Origin of the sequence: Pandoraea horticolens, assembly GCF_902459555.1 — a bacterium.
GTDB lineage: Bacteria > Pseudomonadota > Gammaproteobacteria > Burkholderiales > Burkholderiaceae > Pandoraea > Pandoraea horticolens.
Genome location: NZ_CABPSM010000001.1, coordinates 143,980 through 158,902, shown reverse-complemented (window position 1 = coordinate 158,902; position 14,923 = coordinate 143,980). Strand labels below are relative to the sequence as shown.

At 63.1% G+C, this 14,923-nt stretch carries 14 protein-coding genes; 12 read left to right on the top strand and 2 right to left on the bottom strand.

Annotated features, from left to right (window positions below):
• Positions 1–136: 136 nt before the first annotated feature.
• The 11 genes from PHO31112_RS00730 (at position 137) to PHO31112_RS00680 (ending at position 12,854) form a co-directional block, all read left to right on the top strand.
• Positions 137–1,087, top strand: a complete 951-nt coding sequence (locus PHO31112_RS00730; RefSeq protein ID WP_150618732.1) for a DMT family transporter — start codon at positions 137–139, stop codon at positions 1,085–1,087.
• Between the two features lie 132 nt (positions 1,088–1,219).
• Positions 1,220–1,927 carry a lipoyl(octanoyl) transferase LipB gene (gene lipB / locus PHO31112_RS00725; protein WP_150618731.1) on the top strand — a complete coding sequence of 236 codons (708 nt, stop codon included), beginning with the start codon at positions 1,220–1,222 and terminating at the stop codon, positions 1,925–1,927.
• A gap of 24 nt (positions 1,928–1,951) precedes the next feature.
• The gene (gene lipA / locus PHO31112_RS00720; RefSeq protein ID WP_246177593.1) at positions 1,952–2,962 is read left to right on the top strand and encodes a lipoyl synthase; all 1,011 of its coding nucleotides are present in this window, start codon (positions 1,952–1,954) and stop codon (positions 2,960–2,962) included.
• A 423-nt stretch (positions 2,963–3,385) separates the two neighbouring features.
• Positions 3,386–4,270, top strand: a complete 885-nt coding sequence (locus PHO31112_RS00715) for an N-formylglutamate amidohydrolase (protein ID WP_150618730.1) — start codon at positions 3,386–3,388, stop codon at positions 4,268–4,270.
• The gene (locus PHO31112_RS00710; RefSeq protein WP_010804727.1) at positions 4,270–5,049 is read left to right on the top strand and encodes an IclR family transcriptional regulator; all 780 of its coding nucleotides are present in this window, start codon (positions 4,270–4,272) and stop codon (positions 5,047–5,049) included. Before PHO31112_RS00715 ends, PHO31112_RS00710 begins: the two co-directional genes overlap by 1 nt.
• 375 nt (positions 5,050–5,424) lie before the next feature.
• Positions 5,425–6,393 carry an ABC transporter substrate-binding protein gene (locus PHO31112_RS00705; RefSeq protein ID WP_150618729.1) on the top strand — a complete coding sequence of 323 codons (969 nt, stop codon included), beginning with the start codon at positions 5,425–5,427 and terminating at the stop codon, positions 6,391–6,393.
• Between the two features lie 14 nt (positions 6,394–6,407).
• Positions 6,408–7,244: an ABC transporter permease gene (locus PHO31112_RS00700; RefSeq protein ID WP_174995440.1), complete on the top strand. Its 837-nt coding sequence runs from the start codon at positions 6,408–6,410 to the stop codon at positions 7,242–7,244.
• A gap of 10 nt (positions 7,245–7,254) precedes the next feature.
• On the top strand, positions 7,255–8,049 hold the full coding sequence (locus PHO31112_RS00695; RefSeq protein WP_150618728.1) for an ABC transporter ATP-binding protein: 795 nt from the start codon (positions 7,255–7,257) through the stop codon (positions 8,047–8,049).
• A 44-nt stretch (positions 8,050–8,093) separates the two neighbouring features.
• Entirely contained in the window at positions 8,094–9,380 is a 1,287-nt protein-coding gene (locus tag PHO31112_RS00690) for a dicarboxylate/amino acid:cation symporter (protein ID WP_150618727.1), read from the top strand.
• A 160-nt stretch (positions 9,381–9,540) separates the two neighbouring features.
• Positions 9,541–11,502, top strand: a complete 1,962-nt coding sequence (locus PHO31112_RS00685) for a sensor histidine kinase (RefSeq protein WP_246177590.1) — start codon at positions 9,541–9,543, stop codon at positions 11,500–11,502.
• Complete coding sequence (locus tag PHO31112_RS00680; protein ID WP_010804733.1) at positions 11,502–12,854, top strand: sigma-54-dependent transcriptional regulator; 1,353 nt, start codon at positions 11,502–11,504, stop codon at positions 12,852–12,854. The genes PHO31112_RS00685 and PHO31112_RS00680 overlap by 1 nt, the downstream gene beginning before the upstream one ends.
• Before the next feature lie 101 nt (positions 12,855–12,955).
• Here the strand turns inward: PHO31112_RS00680 and PHO31112_RS00675 are convergent, their stop codons facing one another.
• Together PHO31112_RS00675 and PHO31112_RS27470 are read right to left on the bottom strand one after the other, a co-directional pair.
• A complete protein-coding gene (locus tag PHO31112_RS00675) occupies positions 12,956–13,480 on the bottom strand; it encodes a TlpA disulfide reductase family protein (RefSeq protein WP_150618726.1) in 525 nt (174 codons plus the stop codon).
• Positions 13,481–13,536: 56 nt separating this feature from the next.
• Positions 13,537–14,265, bottom strand: coding sequence for a thioredoxin domain-containing protein (locus PHO31112_RS27470; protein WP_246177588.1), 729 nt, complete (start codon positions 14,263–14,265; stop codon positions 13,537–13,539).
• Between the two features lie 142 nt (positions 14,266–14,407).
• On the opposite strand from PHO31112_RS27470, the gene PHO31112_RS00665 reads away from it, so the two are divergent.
• Positions 14,408–14,920, top strand: coding sequence for a hypothetical protein (locus PHO31112_RS00665; protein WP_150618725.1), 513 nt, complete (start codon positions 14,408–14,410; stop codon positions 14,918–14,920).
• Positions 14,921–14,923: the final 3 nt, after the last annotated feature.

The window sequence follows — 14,923 nt, the reverse complement described above, 5'->3', positions numbered from 1 at the left end:
GGCCAAAGGGCGCGTGTTCCGTTTCAAGGGCCGATGCCCGCACCGTCAATGCGTTACCGGATTTCACAACGAGACGCGCAATAATCGACCTCGAAACACGTCGGTAACGCGTCGAAATAAGAGAAGTCGTTTCCCGATGACCGAAGCCCCCCGCACGGCCCCCTTGCCATCCTCACCGCCGGCCCCTGCCGCACTTCGCCATCCGCACGCCGACGAACGTCTCGGTCGTTTATTGATGATCGCCGCGATGGTGATCTCGGGCACGATCGGTTGGTTCGTGCTGATGTCGGGGCAACCGGCGCTCAACGTCGTTTTCTTCCGCTGCCTGATCGGTGCGGTCAGTCTGTGTGCGTGGTGTGCGTATCGAGGCTACTGGCGCGGGTTGCGCATGGCCCGCTGGCAGGTCGTGAATGTGACCCTCGGGGCCATTACGCTTGTGTCGAACTGGTATTTCCTGTTCACGGCCTATCGGCTGACGTCCGTGGGCATCACGACGGTTGTCTACAACGTACAACCGTTCCTGCTCGTGCTGGCGAGTGTGATCGTCACGCGCGAGCGGCCGTCGCTGGCTACGCTCGGCTGCCTTGGTGTGGCGTTCGCCGGGCTGGTGATTCTGGCGGAACCGGGCGGCGTGCATGGGGCGGGGTATCTGATCGGCGTGGCGAGTGCGCTTGCCGCCGCGTCGCTTTACGCCGCGACCACGCTCTTCACGAAGAAGCTGGCCGGCACGATCCGTCCCGAGATCATTGCGGCGCTGCATATGGCGATCGGTGCTGTGGTCTTTGTGTGGATGGCCGATTTCCATCATCTGCCCTCGGCACCGCGCGAGATCGGCGCCGTTGTGACGCTGGGGCTTTTCCACACGACGTTCATGTATCTGTTGCTCTATGGCGCTTTCCAGAAGGCGTCAACATCGAGCCTCGCCGTGTTCGGCTTCGTCTATCCGGTCGTTGCGGTCGCCGTCGACTTTCTGGCGTTCGGCATCGTGCTGCATCCGACGCAGTGGCTCGGCGGCGTGATGATTCTGCTGGCCGCCGGCTTTTACGCCCGGGGTCTCGGTGTGGCGCCGGCGAAGAAGGTGGCCTGAAGCCGTGGGCCGGGGGAGCATGAGACGTGCCGTTGCGCCCGGGCAACGCCGCGGGTGATCGCGGGGTGGGCGGGGGTGGCTGGCGAGGGCCGCGTCGAGCAAGACTGCCCCGGTTTCGCTAAAATTGCGTCTATGACCTCCCCGATCGAAGTGTGCTGGCGCGGCACCGAAGACTACGCCACATCGTTCGACGCCATGCGTGCGTACACCGACACGCGCGGCCCGCACGGCCCCGACCAGCTCTGGATCGTCCAGCATCCGCCCGTCTATACGCTTGGATTGGCCGGCGACTCCGCCCACCTGCTTGTTGCCGATACCGGGATTCCGCTCGTCAAAGTCGACCGCGGCGGCCAGATTACCTATCATGGCCCGGGACAGGTGGTGATTTACCTGCTCGTGGACTTGCGCCGGCGCAAGCTGGGCGTGCGTGAAATGGTGCGTTTGATCGAGCAGGCGGTGATCGATACCCTTGGCGCGTATAATCTCGACGTTGAGCGCCGGGCCGGCGCGCCGGGAATCTATGTGAGTCCGGGCGACGGTGCCGTAGCGCATGCCGGTGCGAAAATCGCCGCACTCGGGTTGAAAATCCGCAACGGATGCAGTTATCACGGCGTGTCGCTGAACGTCGCGATGGATCTGCGGCCGTTCGACTGGATCAATCCGTGCGGTTACGCCGGCCTGCAAACCGTAGACATGGCCACGCTCGGCGTGGCCCCCCGCTGGGACGAAGTGGCCGCGCGACTGGCGCAGCAACTCGGTCATCATCTCGAACAGCACCCCGCGACGGCCGAAGCCGCGCCGAAGGCCGACCCGGCCGCCAGCGCAAACGCCGCCGCCTGATTGGACGTCTGGAAAGCCCCCATCATGACCACCACCGTGACTCAGAACGACACCGCGAACAAGGAAGTTCGCACGATCGACGGCGATTACGACGCCACCGCCAAGCAAAAGTCGCAAGCCAAGACGGCGCGCATTCCGATCAAGATCGTACCGATCGAGCGTCTGAAGAAGCCGGACTGGATTCGCGTGAAGGCGGCGACGCACACGTCCCGTTTCTACGAGATCAAGCAGATTCTGCGCGAGCACAATCTGCACACGGTGTGTGAAGAGGCAAGCTGCCCGAATATCGGCGAGTGCTTCGGCAAGGGCACGGCCACGTTCATGATCATGGGCGACAAGTGCACGCGCCGTTGTCCGTTCTGCGACGTTGGCCACGGCCGTCCGGACCCGCTCGACGTCGATGAGCCGCTCAACCTCGCGAAGACCATCGCGGCGATGCGCCTGAAGTACGTGGTGATCACGAGTGTGGATCGCGACGACCTGCGCGACGGCGGTGCCCAGCACTTCGTCGATTGCATCCGTCACGTGCGCGAGCTGTCGCCGCAAACCCGCATCGAAATCCTGACACCGGACTTCCGCGCGCGTCTCGATCGCGCACTGGGCATTCTCAACGCCGCGCCGCCCGATGTGATGAACCACAACCTCGAGACCGTGCCGCGCCTGTACAAGGAGGCACGTCCCGGTTCGGACTACCAGCACTCGCTGACCCTCCTCAAGGAATTCAAGGCGAAGCATCCGGACGTGGCGACCAAGTCGGGTCTGATGGTCGGTCTGGGCGAAACGGATGAAGAAATTCTCGAAGTGATGCGCGATCTGCGGGCACACAACGTCGACATGCTCACGATCGGCCAGTACCTCCAGCCCTCGGAGCACCACCTGCCGGTGCGTCGCTACGTGACGCCGGATACGTTCAAGATGTTCGAGGCAGAGGCCATCAAGATGGGCTTTACGCATGCCGCCGTGGGTGCGATGGTGCGCTCGAGCTATCACGCCGACGTGCAGGCGCATGAGGCCGGTGTTGCCGACGCTATCTGATTCGCGAAAACCTCGCATCGTCGTCAGACACAGAACGCGGGTCGTCGAAAGACGGTCCGCGTTTTTTTGGGTGTGTATGGGCTCGTTGTCCCCACCGGTATGTCCGGACCGAGCGGACAGCGACGCGCGGATTACGCCGCGTCACAACCGGTGCCCGGTTCAATACGTAATACGGTCAACCCAGAGGGGTGTGCGCCGGTAACTCGTCAAAAACACGGCGCCATCTGTGAGGAACGTCGCCGAACTGACCGACTCGCCCTCCAGTCCCCCGCTATCCTGCCTCGAAATATGTTGTAACAACCCTTACCTTGCCGCCGTCCCTTCATTGTTTCAGAATATTGAAACCTTGTTTTGCTTGACAAAACAATGTATCCGTCATGGGTATTGACGGAGGGCAGTTCCGGATGCGTGCAAGGAGAAGGCATGTCCCGTCAGGTCACCGAAGGCCGATATTTTGTGGAAGTGCCACAAGGGGGCCAAGGGAGGCGTTTGCCTCTCGTGATCGACGCGCCGCACAGCGGTCATGTGTTTCCGGCGAACTTCGACACCATTGCCCCGACGGCGGCAATTCTCGCGTGCGGCGATGCCTATGTCGACGAGTTGTGGTCGGTGGCTACGCATCACGGCGCAACGCTCGTGGCTGCGCTCTTCCCACGTGCCTATATTGATCCGAACCGCGCCGAGCATGACATCGACCCCGAGCTGCTTGCGAGTCTGTGGCCGCACGATGCGCGTCCGCAAGCCTGTAGCGAGCGCGGTGTCGGGTTGCTCCACCGCTTTGCCGCGCCGAACGTGCCGCTCTACGACCGGCGCCTGTCCGTGGCCGAGGTCGAGCGACGCATTCATGACTATTACCTGCCGTACCGTCACGCCCTGCGCGACGCGCTCGACGACGCCTGGCGCCGGCACGGTGTGGTCTGGCATCTGGATTGTCATTCGATGCGCGAGCGCGGCAGCGCGCTCGACCCCGATGCGGGCATTTTGCGCGCGGACGTGCGCGTGAGCGACGGTGAGGGCACCACGGCGGACCCGGCATTCTCGCGCTGGATCATTGCCGAGTTCACGCGACTGGGCTATCGCGTGGCTTACAACACGCCGGGTCATCACGACGGCTGCGACGATCTGGTGCGCCACTTCGGGCACCCGGCGCAACGTCGTCACAGTGTGCAGATCGAACTGAATCAGGCGCTTTACCTGAACGAATCACGCGGCGAGAAGCATGAAGGCTTCACGACGCTGCAATCGCAACTTGGCCAATTCGCGGCGGCGCTCGCCGCTTATGCCGAACAACATAGCGAGGAAGTTTGATGGACTACACAGTCGCTTCGGTCGACACGGCGCTTACGCTGCTGTCGCTGGTCGGGGAGTGCCCCGGTCTGGGTGTGACGGAACTGGCGCAGCGCGCTGGCCTGAACAAGTCGCGAGCGTTTCGTCTGTTGGCGACGCTCGAACAGCACCGCTGGGTCGTGCGCGAGGGCAGCCCGGTCACCTACGTGCTTGGCGCGCAGGCGCTGGTGCTCGGTGTGGCGGGGCACGAACAGGTCAATCTCGTGAAGGTGGCGCATCGTCATCTTCAGGCGCTCAATCGCGCGCTCAACGAGAATATCCAGCTTCGGGTGCGTGACGGTCTTGAGTCGCTGTGCGTGGCGCGCGTCGAGTCGACGCACGAGTTACGAGTGCATGGCGTGGTCGGCAATCGCCGTCCGCTGTATGTGGGGGCGTCGGGCCGTGTATTACTGGCGTTCGCATCCGACGACGTTCGTGCCCAAGTGCTGGGCCGTCCGCGCAAGCGCTTCACGGCGGGCACACTCATCGAGCGCGACGAACTGGCGGCCGAGTTGCTCAACGTGCGTCGTCAGGACTGTGCCGTGAGCTTCGGCGAACTCGCCCCGGAAGCCGTGTCGGTGGCCGTGCCGGTGCGCGATGCGTCTGGCGAAGTGATCGCGTCGCTGTCCGCCTCCGGCCCGTCGTCGCGCATGACACGCGCGCTGCTGCCCGACATTTCGTCGCGCCTGTCGGCCTGCGCTGCCGAGATCTCTGCGGCACTCGGCTATCAGATTCCTGTGCCGGAAGCGCTGTCGGCCTGACGTGTCGCCGGCCGTCGTCTCTTGAATGCGTCATCCGCTGCCTCGGCGAACGCATTCAAGAGCGGAAGCGAATGATCGGTAACGAATGATTCAATGGCCCGTTGTATGCGGCCAGCCTCGGGATTTGTCCCGATGCCTCGCGTGAAATCTCCCAATTTCACCTGATTTTCTGGAAATTCAGAAAATATCTACGCAAATTTTCCGGTTTTCCGTATAACCGACCATCGGGTTTTCCACAGTTTCACTCAATAAAATCAGTCGCTTACGTATCTGGCATAAGTATTGCTTTCTAACGCGCGTGCTGCCGCGATGTCTGGAAACCCGACGGGAATCCAGAAACGCAGAGCAAGCCGATCAAATAAGAGAGGAGACCTTATGTTCAAGCAATGTCTTGCCGCCGCAGCGTTGTGCGCGGCTTCGCTACACGCTTTTGCCGACGATCTGGTGCGTCTGGGCAACCTGAAGTTCGCCCACTACGGCGCGGTGTCGTACATGAAGGTTATCGGACCCAAGTACGGCCTGAAGATCGAGGAGCGTATGTTCGCCAAGGGCGTGGACATCATGCCGGCGATCGTGGCGGGGCAGATCGACGTGTCGGCGAGCGCCCTTGACGCCGCCATCGCAGGTCGTGCGCAGGGGGCGCCGATCTACGCCGTGGCCGGTTTTGCCAAGGGCGGTGTGCGTCTCGTCGCGAAGAAGGGCCTGCCGATCACGAAGGTCGCCGATCTCAAGGGCAAGAAAGTGGGCGTCGCCCGCGGCGGCGCTCAGGAACTGATTCTGTACGCGGAACTGGCCAAGGCCGGTCTGACGTGGTCGGATCAACCGGGCAAGGACGTGCAGATCATGTTCATGGCGTTCGCCGATCTGAACCAGGCGCTCGCCGCTGGCAGCATCGATGCGATGTGCCAGTCGGAGCCGCAGGCGTCGCAAGCCATCAACAAGGGCTTTGGCGTGGAAGTGCTCAAGCCGTACGACACGCCTATCGGCGAGCCGGTGCGCGCGCTCGTGATTACTGAGAAGCTCTACAAGGAAAAACCGGACGTGGCGCAACGCCTGATGTATGCGTTCGTCGAAGCGACCGACTACTTCATCAAGAACCCGCAAGCGGCTGAGAAGTACGTGCGCGAGGACATGTTCAAGAACCAGATCACGACTCAGGACTTTACGGACGCCATCGGCAACTCGCCGTATAGCTACGACTTGAGCATTGCGCATGTGCAACTCACGACCGACCTCATGAAGAAGTACGGTGTGGGCAAGCTGCAAGATCCGGTGCCGAAGGCGGCAGACTGGGTCAAGCTCGACCTGCTCGCCAAGGCGAAAACCAAGCTGAACATCAAGTAAGGCGAGGCGAACGGATGGCCGCTGTGCTTGCTTCTCCGGGCGCCTCGCGCACCGCGCGATTGCTGCGTGGTGTGTTGATTCCGCTCGCGGTCGTGGTGATCTGGCAGATCGTCACGGGCCTCGAGTGGATCAACCCGATCATTCTCCCATCGCCGGTCGCTGTCGTGACCAAGTGGTGGCAATACCTCAAACCGACCGCCACGATGGCCGACGGCTTCGGCGCGTGGCTGCATTCGAGCGAACTGCTCACCGACGCCGCCAACAGCCTGTACCGCGTGATCATGGGCTTTCTCGTGGGCACGGTGATCGCGCTGCCGCTCGGCTTGCTCATGGGCACGAGCCCCCGCGTCTACGGGCTGTTCAATCCGCTGGTGCAAGTCGTGCGCCCGATTCCTCCGATCGCGTACATCCCGCTGGCGATTCTCTGGTTCGGCCTGGGCAACCCGCCGGCGTTCTTTCTTATCGCGCTCGGGGCGTTCTTCCCCGTGCTGATGAACACGATCGCAGGCGTGCGTCACGTTGACGGAATCTACCTGCGTGCGGCCCGCAATCTCGGCGCGAGCCAGTTCACGATCTTTCGCCGCGTCATCATGCCGGCGGCCACGCCGTACATCCTGTCGGGCATTCGCATCGGTATCGGCACGGCGTTCATTGTCGTGATCGTGGCCGAGATGATTGCCGTGAACAACGGCCTTGGCTATCGCATTCTGGAAGCGCGCGAGTATATGTGGTCGGACAAGATCATCGCCGGCATGCTGACCATCGGTCTGCTCGGTCTGGTGATCGATCTGGGCATGGATCGTCTCAACAACCACCTGCTCAAGTGGCATCGTGGTCTCGAAACCAAGTGAGGCGAACGACATGCTGATCGAAATCGACAACGTCAATAAACAGTTCCCCGTTCCGGGGGGCACCGTCGACGCCCTCAAGAACATCAATCTGAACATCGGCGCCGGGGAGTTCGTCTGCCTGCTGGGCCCGTCGGGTTGCGGCAAGTCGACGCTGCTCAACGCGCTCGCCGGCTTCGTGCAACCGACCTCGGGCGCCATCCGTATCGATGGCCGTTCGGATGCGGCAGCCGAGCCGGGCCCGGATCGCGGCATGGTGTTCCAGGAGTACGCGCTGTTTCCGTGGATGACGGTGGCGCAGAACATCGCCTTCGGACTGGAAATCAAGGGAATGCGCCGCGCCGAGATCAACGCGCGCGTGGACTTGCTGCTCGGCAAGCTGAACCTGCGCGAGTTTCGCGACCGGTTCCCGCGCGACCTGTCGGGCGGTATGCGTCAGCGCGTGGCGATTGCCCGCGTGCTCGCGCTCGACAGCCCGATCCTGCTCATGGACGAGCCGTTCGGTGCGCTCGACGCACTCACGCGCCGTACGTTACAGGACGAGCTGCTGCGCATTTGGGAGGAATTCAAGAAGACGATCGTTTTCGTCACACACAGCATCGAGGAGTCGATCTATCTGGCCGACCGGGTCGTCGTCATGACGTACCGGCCGGGCACGGTCAAGCGGGACATGGTCATCGAACTACCCCGTCCGCGCGACACGGCAGGCAGCGAATTCAATGAATTGAAGAAGGCGCTGGCCCAGATGGTGATGGAGGAGCAAATGCGCTTCGCGCAAAGCGAGATCCGCGGGGTCACTGCGGATTGATTACAAGGGCGGTGGCTTGCCCCGCCGCCTGGAGAGGAAACAACATGCAAACCCAGACTAAAAAACCCTTTTACCGCATCCTGTACGTGCAGGTGCTGTTCGCCATCGTCATCGGCGTGCTGCTCGGGCACTTCAAGCCCGAACTCGCCGTTCAGATGAAGCCGCTCGGCGATGCGTTCATCAAGTTGATCAAGATGATCATCGGCCCGGTGATCTTCTGTACGGTCGTGACCGGTATCGCCGGCATGGAAGATATGAAGAAGGTTGGCCGCGTCGGCGGTAAGGCCCTCATCTACTTCGAAGTCGTCTCGACGCTCGCGCTCATGATCGGCCTGTTCGCGACCCACATCCTGAAGCCGGGTGCCGGGTTCAATGTCGACATCAACGCGCTCGATCCGAAGGCGATCGCGGGCTATGCCGAGAAGGCGGCCCACGGCGACACGTTCGTCGACTTCCTGATGCACCTGATTCCGAACACGATTACCGATGCGTTCGCCAAGGGTGAGATTCTGCAGATCCTCGTGATCGCCATCCTGTTCGGCGCAGCACTGGGTGCCATCGGTGAGCGCGGCCGCGTGGTGACGGGCTGGATCGACAGCGTCTCGGGCGTGCTCTTCCGCGTCGTGCACATCATCACCAAGGTCGCCCCGCTGGGCGCCTTCGGTGCGATGGCCTTCACGATCGGCAAGTACGGTATCGCCTCGCTGGTGCCGCTCGCCAAGCTCATGGGCACGTTCTACCTGACGTCGTTCCTGTTCGTGATCGTCGTGTTGGGTCTGATCGCCAGGTTCACGGGCTTCTCGATCTTCCGTTTCCTCGCCTACATCAAGGAAGAGCTGCTGATCGTGCTGGGTACCAGCTCGTCGGAAGCCGCGTTGCCGCACCTGATGGAAAAGATGGAGAAGGCCGGTTGCTCGAAGTCGGTGGTGGGTCTGGTGATCCCGACCGGTTACTCGTTCAACCTCGACGGCACGAACATCTACATGACGATGGCCGTGTTGTTCATTGCGCAAGCGACCAACATCGACCTGACCTGGGGCCAACAGCTCACGCTGCTCGCCGTGGCGATGCTGACCTCGAAGGGCGCCTCGGGCGTGACCGGCGCCGGCTTCATCACGCTGGCCGCAACGCTCGCCGTGATCCCGACGATCCCGGTGGCCGGGATGGTGCTGATCCTCGGTATCGACCGCTTCATGAGCGAATGCCGTGCGCTGACGAACATCTGCGGCAACGGCGTTGCTACGATCGTCGTGTCGGCCTGGGAAAAAGAGCTGGATCGCAAGAAGCTGGCGCAAGCCATGTCCGGCAAGCGAGAGCCGGAACTGGCCTGATAGCCGGCGGCAGGGGCGCCCGGTGCCGCGCGTGAGTTGTCTCGCGTGAGTGCCCGGCCCGCTGTCCACGCAACGTTCGCCACCGGGCGGCGCGGCACAGGCACAATAGCGCCTGAGCTTCGCCGCCCGGTGGTCCTTTGGTTCACGCACGCTGTGCCCAATGGCCACCCTGTACGACAACACGATCTGCGCACCGCTTGGTGACGCTGCCCCGCCTGCGGGCCCCCGGCGCGACGAAGTCCCCATCGATCTCGAGAGGACTATGCCGATGCGTCGTTGGTCATGGGTCGTCGTCATGCTGTTGGCGAGCGTCCTGTTTTGCTGGTTGACGTACGCCTTGAGCTGGCAGCGCGGCGTGGCCGATCTGCGCGTGAACGCCGGTGCGCGCGTCGAACGCTACGCGGGCAGCCTGCGCAGCACCGTCGACCGTTACGAATTCCTGCCGTATCTGCTCTCGCTGCATCCGTATGTGCACGATCTGCTGCTCCACCCGGAAGATCGCGCGGTCGTGCAGCGTGCCAACGATTACCTGTTCGACGTGAATCAGCGCGCCAAGGCGTCGGCGGCCTATGTGATCGACGCCAACGGGTTGGCGCTGGCGGCCAGCAACTGGCGCGAGAAGGCCACGTTCGTGGGACAGGAGTACCGCTTCCGTCCGTATTTCATCGACGCGATCAAAGGCGCGCTGGGCCGCTTTTATGGCGTGGGGACGACCTCCGGCGAGCCGGGGTACTTCGTCTCTCAACCGATTGTCGTGGACGGTCAGATTCGAGGCGTGGTCGTGGTCAAGCTGAATCTGGAGTGGTTTCAGCGCGCCGGTGCCGACGCCGCCGAGCCGGTTGTCGTCGCTGACGATCACAGCGTGGTGTTCCTGTCGTCCGAGCCGCGCTGGCAGTACCGTGCGCTCACCCCGCTGAGCCCCGACGTAAAGGCGGCGCTCGACAGCACACGCCAGTACTACAACCAGAACATCACGCCGCTCGCCTGGACCAAGGACGAACGGCTCGATGCCGACGGCGAGGTGGTGACCGTGCGCGACGGTCGCGGTGCGGGCAGGACGCGACGTTTTCTTGCGGTACAACGCAAGCTGGGCGAGCCGGACTGGACGCTAATGTATTTCGCGCCGCTCGATCAGGTGATCGCGAATGCACGGATCGCGGCCGTGGCCGCCGCTTGTCTTGCCGCGTTCACCTGCTTGCTGGGGGTGGCGTGGAACCAGCGCCGTCAGCGCGTTCGCGACATGCTCAAGAGCCGCGAGTTGTTGCAGTCGGCTTATGCGGAGTTGGGCGAGCGGGTGGCGGAGCGCACAGTCGACCTGCAATCGGCGAACGAGCGGTTGCAGACGGAAGTGCAGGAGCGCTCGCGTACCGAGCACGAGCTACGCGAGGCGCAGAGCGAACTTGTGCAGGCCTCGAAACTCGTGGCGTTGGGGCAAATGGCCGCCGGCATCACGCATGAACTCAATCAACCGCTCTCCGCGCTGCGCAGCTTCTCAGACAATACGCGCGTGCTGCTCGAACGAGGTGAGTACGCGGCGGCGCAGGAGAATCTGGAAGCCATCGCGTCACTCACCGATCGCATGGGCAAGATCACAGGGCAACTGCGGCTCTTTGCGGGCCGGGCGCGGCATGGCGACATGGAGGCGCTCGTGCATCGGGCGCTCGACAATACGTTGATGCTGCTGCGAGGACGTCTCGCGGGCATTCATGTGACAACAACGTTTGCCGATGGTCTGGAAGCCGTGCAAGTGGCCTGCGAAGGATTGCGCCTCGAACAGGTGTTGATCAACCTCGTGGGGAACGCCATCGACGCCGTAGTGAGTGCCGCGAGTGAGCATGCACCGCCGTCGATCTGGATCGATGTGGACGCCGACGACCTGTGGGTGCGCATCTATGTGCGCGACAACGGGCCGGGCATCTCGGAGGCGCATATGCCGCGTTTGTTCGAGCCATTTTTCAGTACCAAGGAAGGCGGTCAGGGCATGGGGCTCGGGCTCGCCATCTCGTCGTCCATCGCGCAGGAGAACGGCGGCCAGTTGGTCGCGCGCAACGTTCCTGGCGGTGGCGCAGAATTTCTCGTGACGCTGCGCCGCGCGCAGCGCACTGGCACGACAATCGCATGATGTATAAGAACCTTCAGATCCTTTTCGTCGAAGACGACGAACTCGTGCGGCGCGCCACGCTGCAGAGCCTGCAACTTGCCGGACTCGATGCCTTCGGGCTTGCCTCCGCCGAGGCGGCACGTGAGCGCATCACGCCGGATTTCGCTGGCATCGTCGTGTCGGACATTCGTCTGATCGGCATGAGCGGGCTCGAATTGCTCGCGCATCTGCGTCAGCACGCGCCGGAAGTGCCGGTGATTCTCGTGACCGGTCACGGTGATATTTCCATGGCCGTGCAGGCGATTCGCGACGGCGCCTACGACTTCATCGAGAAACCCTTCGCACCGGATCGTCTGATCGAGTCGGCCAAGCGCGCGCTCGAAACGCGCAAGCTCATGCTGGAAAACCAGGCGCTGCGGCGCGAACTGGCGGAGCAGGGCGGACGCGCTTCACGCATCATCGGCCGCAGCCCCTCGATGGAGACGCTGCGCACGCTCATCGCCAACGTGGCCATGACCGACGCCCCGGTGCTCATCAACGGCGATACCGGTACCGGCAAGGAACTGGTGGCGCGCAGCCTGCATGAGTTGTCGCGTCGCCGCGATGCGCCGTTCGTCGCGCTGAACTGCGGCGCGCTGCCCGAAGCGATCTTCGAGAGCGAGATGTTCGGGCACGAGGTCGGGGCATTTACCGGGGCGGCGAAGCGTCGTATCGGCAAGTTGGAGCACGCGTCGGGTGGCACGTTGTTTCTCGACGAGATCGAGAGCATGCCGGCGGCGTTGCAGGTCAAACTGCTGCGCGTATTGCAGGACGGCGTGCTCGAACGACTGGGGTCGAACCAGTCGATCCGCGTCGACTGTCGTGTGGTCGCGGCGGCGAAGGGAGACATGGAAGCGCTCGTGCGCGAAGGGACGTTCCGTCGCGATCTTTACTACCGGCTGAACGTGGTAACGCTGGCGTTGCCGCCGCTGCGCGAGCGGCGCGAGGATATCCTGCCGCTGTTCGAACACTTCATGCTCGATTCCGCTGTGCGTTATGGACGTCCGGCACCGGTGGTCTCCGACCGGATGCGTCAGGAATTGATGCAGGCCGACTGGCCGGGCAACGTGCGCGAGCTTCGCAACGCGGCAGACCGTCTGGTGCTGGGCGTGGCGAGTGCGCCCGAGGGCGATTCGCTCGCGCCGCTGCCGCTCAAGGAGCAGGTGGAGCGCTTCGAGCGCGCCGTGCTGCAAGAAGCGCTCGAGCACAGCAAAGGCAACGTGGCGGCGACTGCCGAGGCGTTGCATGTGCCCAAGGCGACGCTGTACGAAAAGCTCAAGCGTTACGGCTTGCACACACGCGGTCACGGCGAGGGGGGCGACGGCGGGCGTTGACGCGTTGCATGTGTCAGAGGCGACGCCGAAAAAACAAAAGCGCCCCGAAGGGCGCCTGCGATGCAATGCGGTGAGGTGACGCGAGGTGAGGTGAGGCGGCGTCAGGCTTGCTTGGCCAGCGCCTTTTCGATGAGCTTGTCGAGTTCGGCGTATTCCGGCTCGCCAACGTACTGCTTGAGCACTTTGCCGTCACGATCCACGACGAAGGTCGTCGGCGTGAGTTGCACGTTGCCATACTGCTTGGCCACGCTTCCGTCGGAATCCATTGCCACCTTGAACGGCAACTGACGCGACTGGGCGTAGTTCATCACGTACATCGGTGGGTCGTAGCTCATGGCGACCGCGACGAATTCCAGACCCTGGCCCTTGTACTTCTCGTACGTCTGCACCATCGTCGGCATTTCCTTCATGCACGTTGTGCAACTCGTCGCCCAAAAATTGACGAGATAGACCTTGCCTTTGAGTTGTTCGGTACCGACTTTCTGACCGGAGAGCAGCGTGAACGTCGCTTCGGGCGCGCGCTTCTGTCCGGCGAACGTGAAGTACGCGGCAATCGCCACCACGGCGATGATCGCCACGGCGAGAATCTTGCTCAGGGGAGATTTGCGGGAGGTCGTCGCGCTCATGACACAGCCGTGTGGGTGATGGGGTTTGTAAGGTGACGTCGATTCTACTCTGAATCTCAGCGCGTCGTGATGTCGCCCCCGGTGTGCATACGCGCGCGTCCGCGGGCGATGGCGTCGTCGAGATACGCACCGTAGAAGTCGGGCAACCCTGCGCCGATCAAAGGGTCGGCCACGGGGCGGCCGCGCGTATCGAGGAACAAAACCGTCGGCGACACCTTGACGCCATGCGCGCGTGCCCACGCGACACCGGTTGTCGTCGAGCCGTCGAAGTCGCGCACGGTCGCGCTGCTGTCCATACCGATCTCGCGCACCTCATATTTCCCGCTGCGCACGAGCGGCGCGAGTTCGCGCTGACGGATCGGGCCGCAATAGACGCAGTCGCGCAGCGACACCAGCACGATCAGCGGCACGTCGAGCGACGCCGCGCGGCGGCCGTGGGTCGAGAAGTCCGTCGCCACCGGTACGGCAGTCTGCTGTTTCGCGGCCATCTTGCCGTCGATCGGCGCCGTTGCCAAGGCACCCTCGTGCGGATAGGTGACGCCCGTTGCTTGCGCCAATTCGCGTTTCGGCACGGCCGGGTCTGTGACGCTGGCCGGTGCGAGGTTGGCCGATGCGGCGGCGGCCGCGCCAATGGCCGGCCCTGCCGTCAGCACGGCCAGCGATGCCGCCAGTGGGATGGCGATTCGTAGCAGTTCTGCCGGCCGGCGCACAGACGGGCGCTTGCACCAAGACTCGAAGATTCCGGTGAACAACTCGCGGGGCAGGTGGGCAATGACGCGTTTCATGCCGCCGATGATACCGGGAACCGTGACGACGCGTTTTTCGTGTGGCAACACATGGCGGATAATGGGCGTTTGGGCGTTTGGGCGTTTTCTTCTCCTCCAACTTCCTCTCTCGTCTATGGATCGCGTTGTCCGTGTTTGCGTCATGCTTGCTGCGACGATGGTGCTGGTCGCTTGTTCCCCTCGCTACGATTGGCGTGAGGTGCACGACAAGGACGGCGCGTATGCGGTGACTTATCCCACGAAACCGACTCAGGACGCCCGCGAAGTGAAGTTCGCCTCGGGGCCGCTGCCGATGCGCATGCAAGCCGCGCGGGTCGATGCAGCCCTCTTTGCCGTTGGCGTTGTGACCCTCCCGAGCGACGATGCAACGCTGCGTCAGACCGTCCTGACCGAGTTGCAGCATGGCTTACTCGCCAACGTGAACGAGGGCACCGCCGCGCCTGTGCAGGTGATGGTGCGTCAAGCGGGCGACGCGCCCGCGATTCCGGGGCTGGCTGTCTCCGCACGAGGCCCGGCCAGCGACAAGACCGAGCGCTACGTCGCAGCCCGATTCGTCGGACGCGGTAACCACGTCTATCAGGTTGTCGTGCTCGCGACCAAGGCCCCCACGAAGGAACAAGTCGATCAGTTTCTGGACTCCTTCACGCTGGAGTGATGC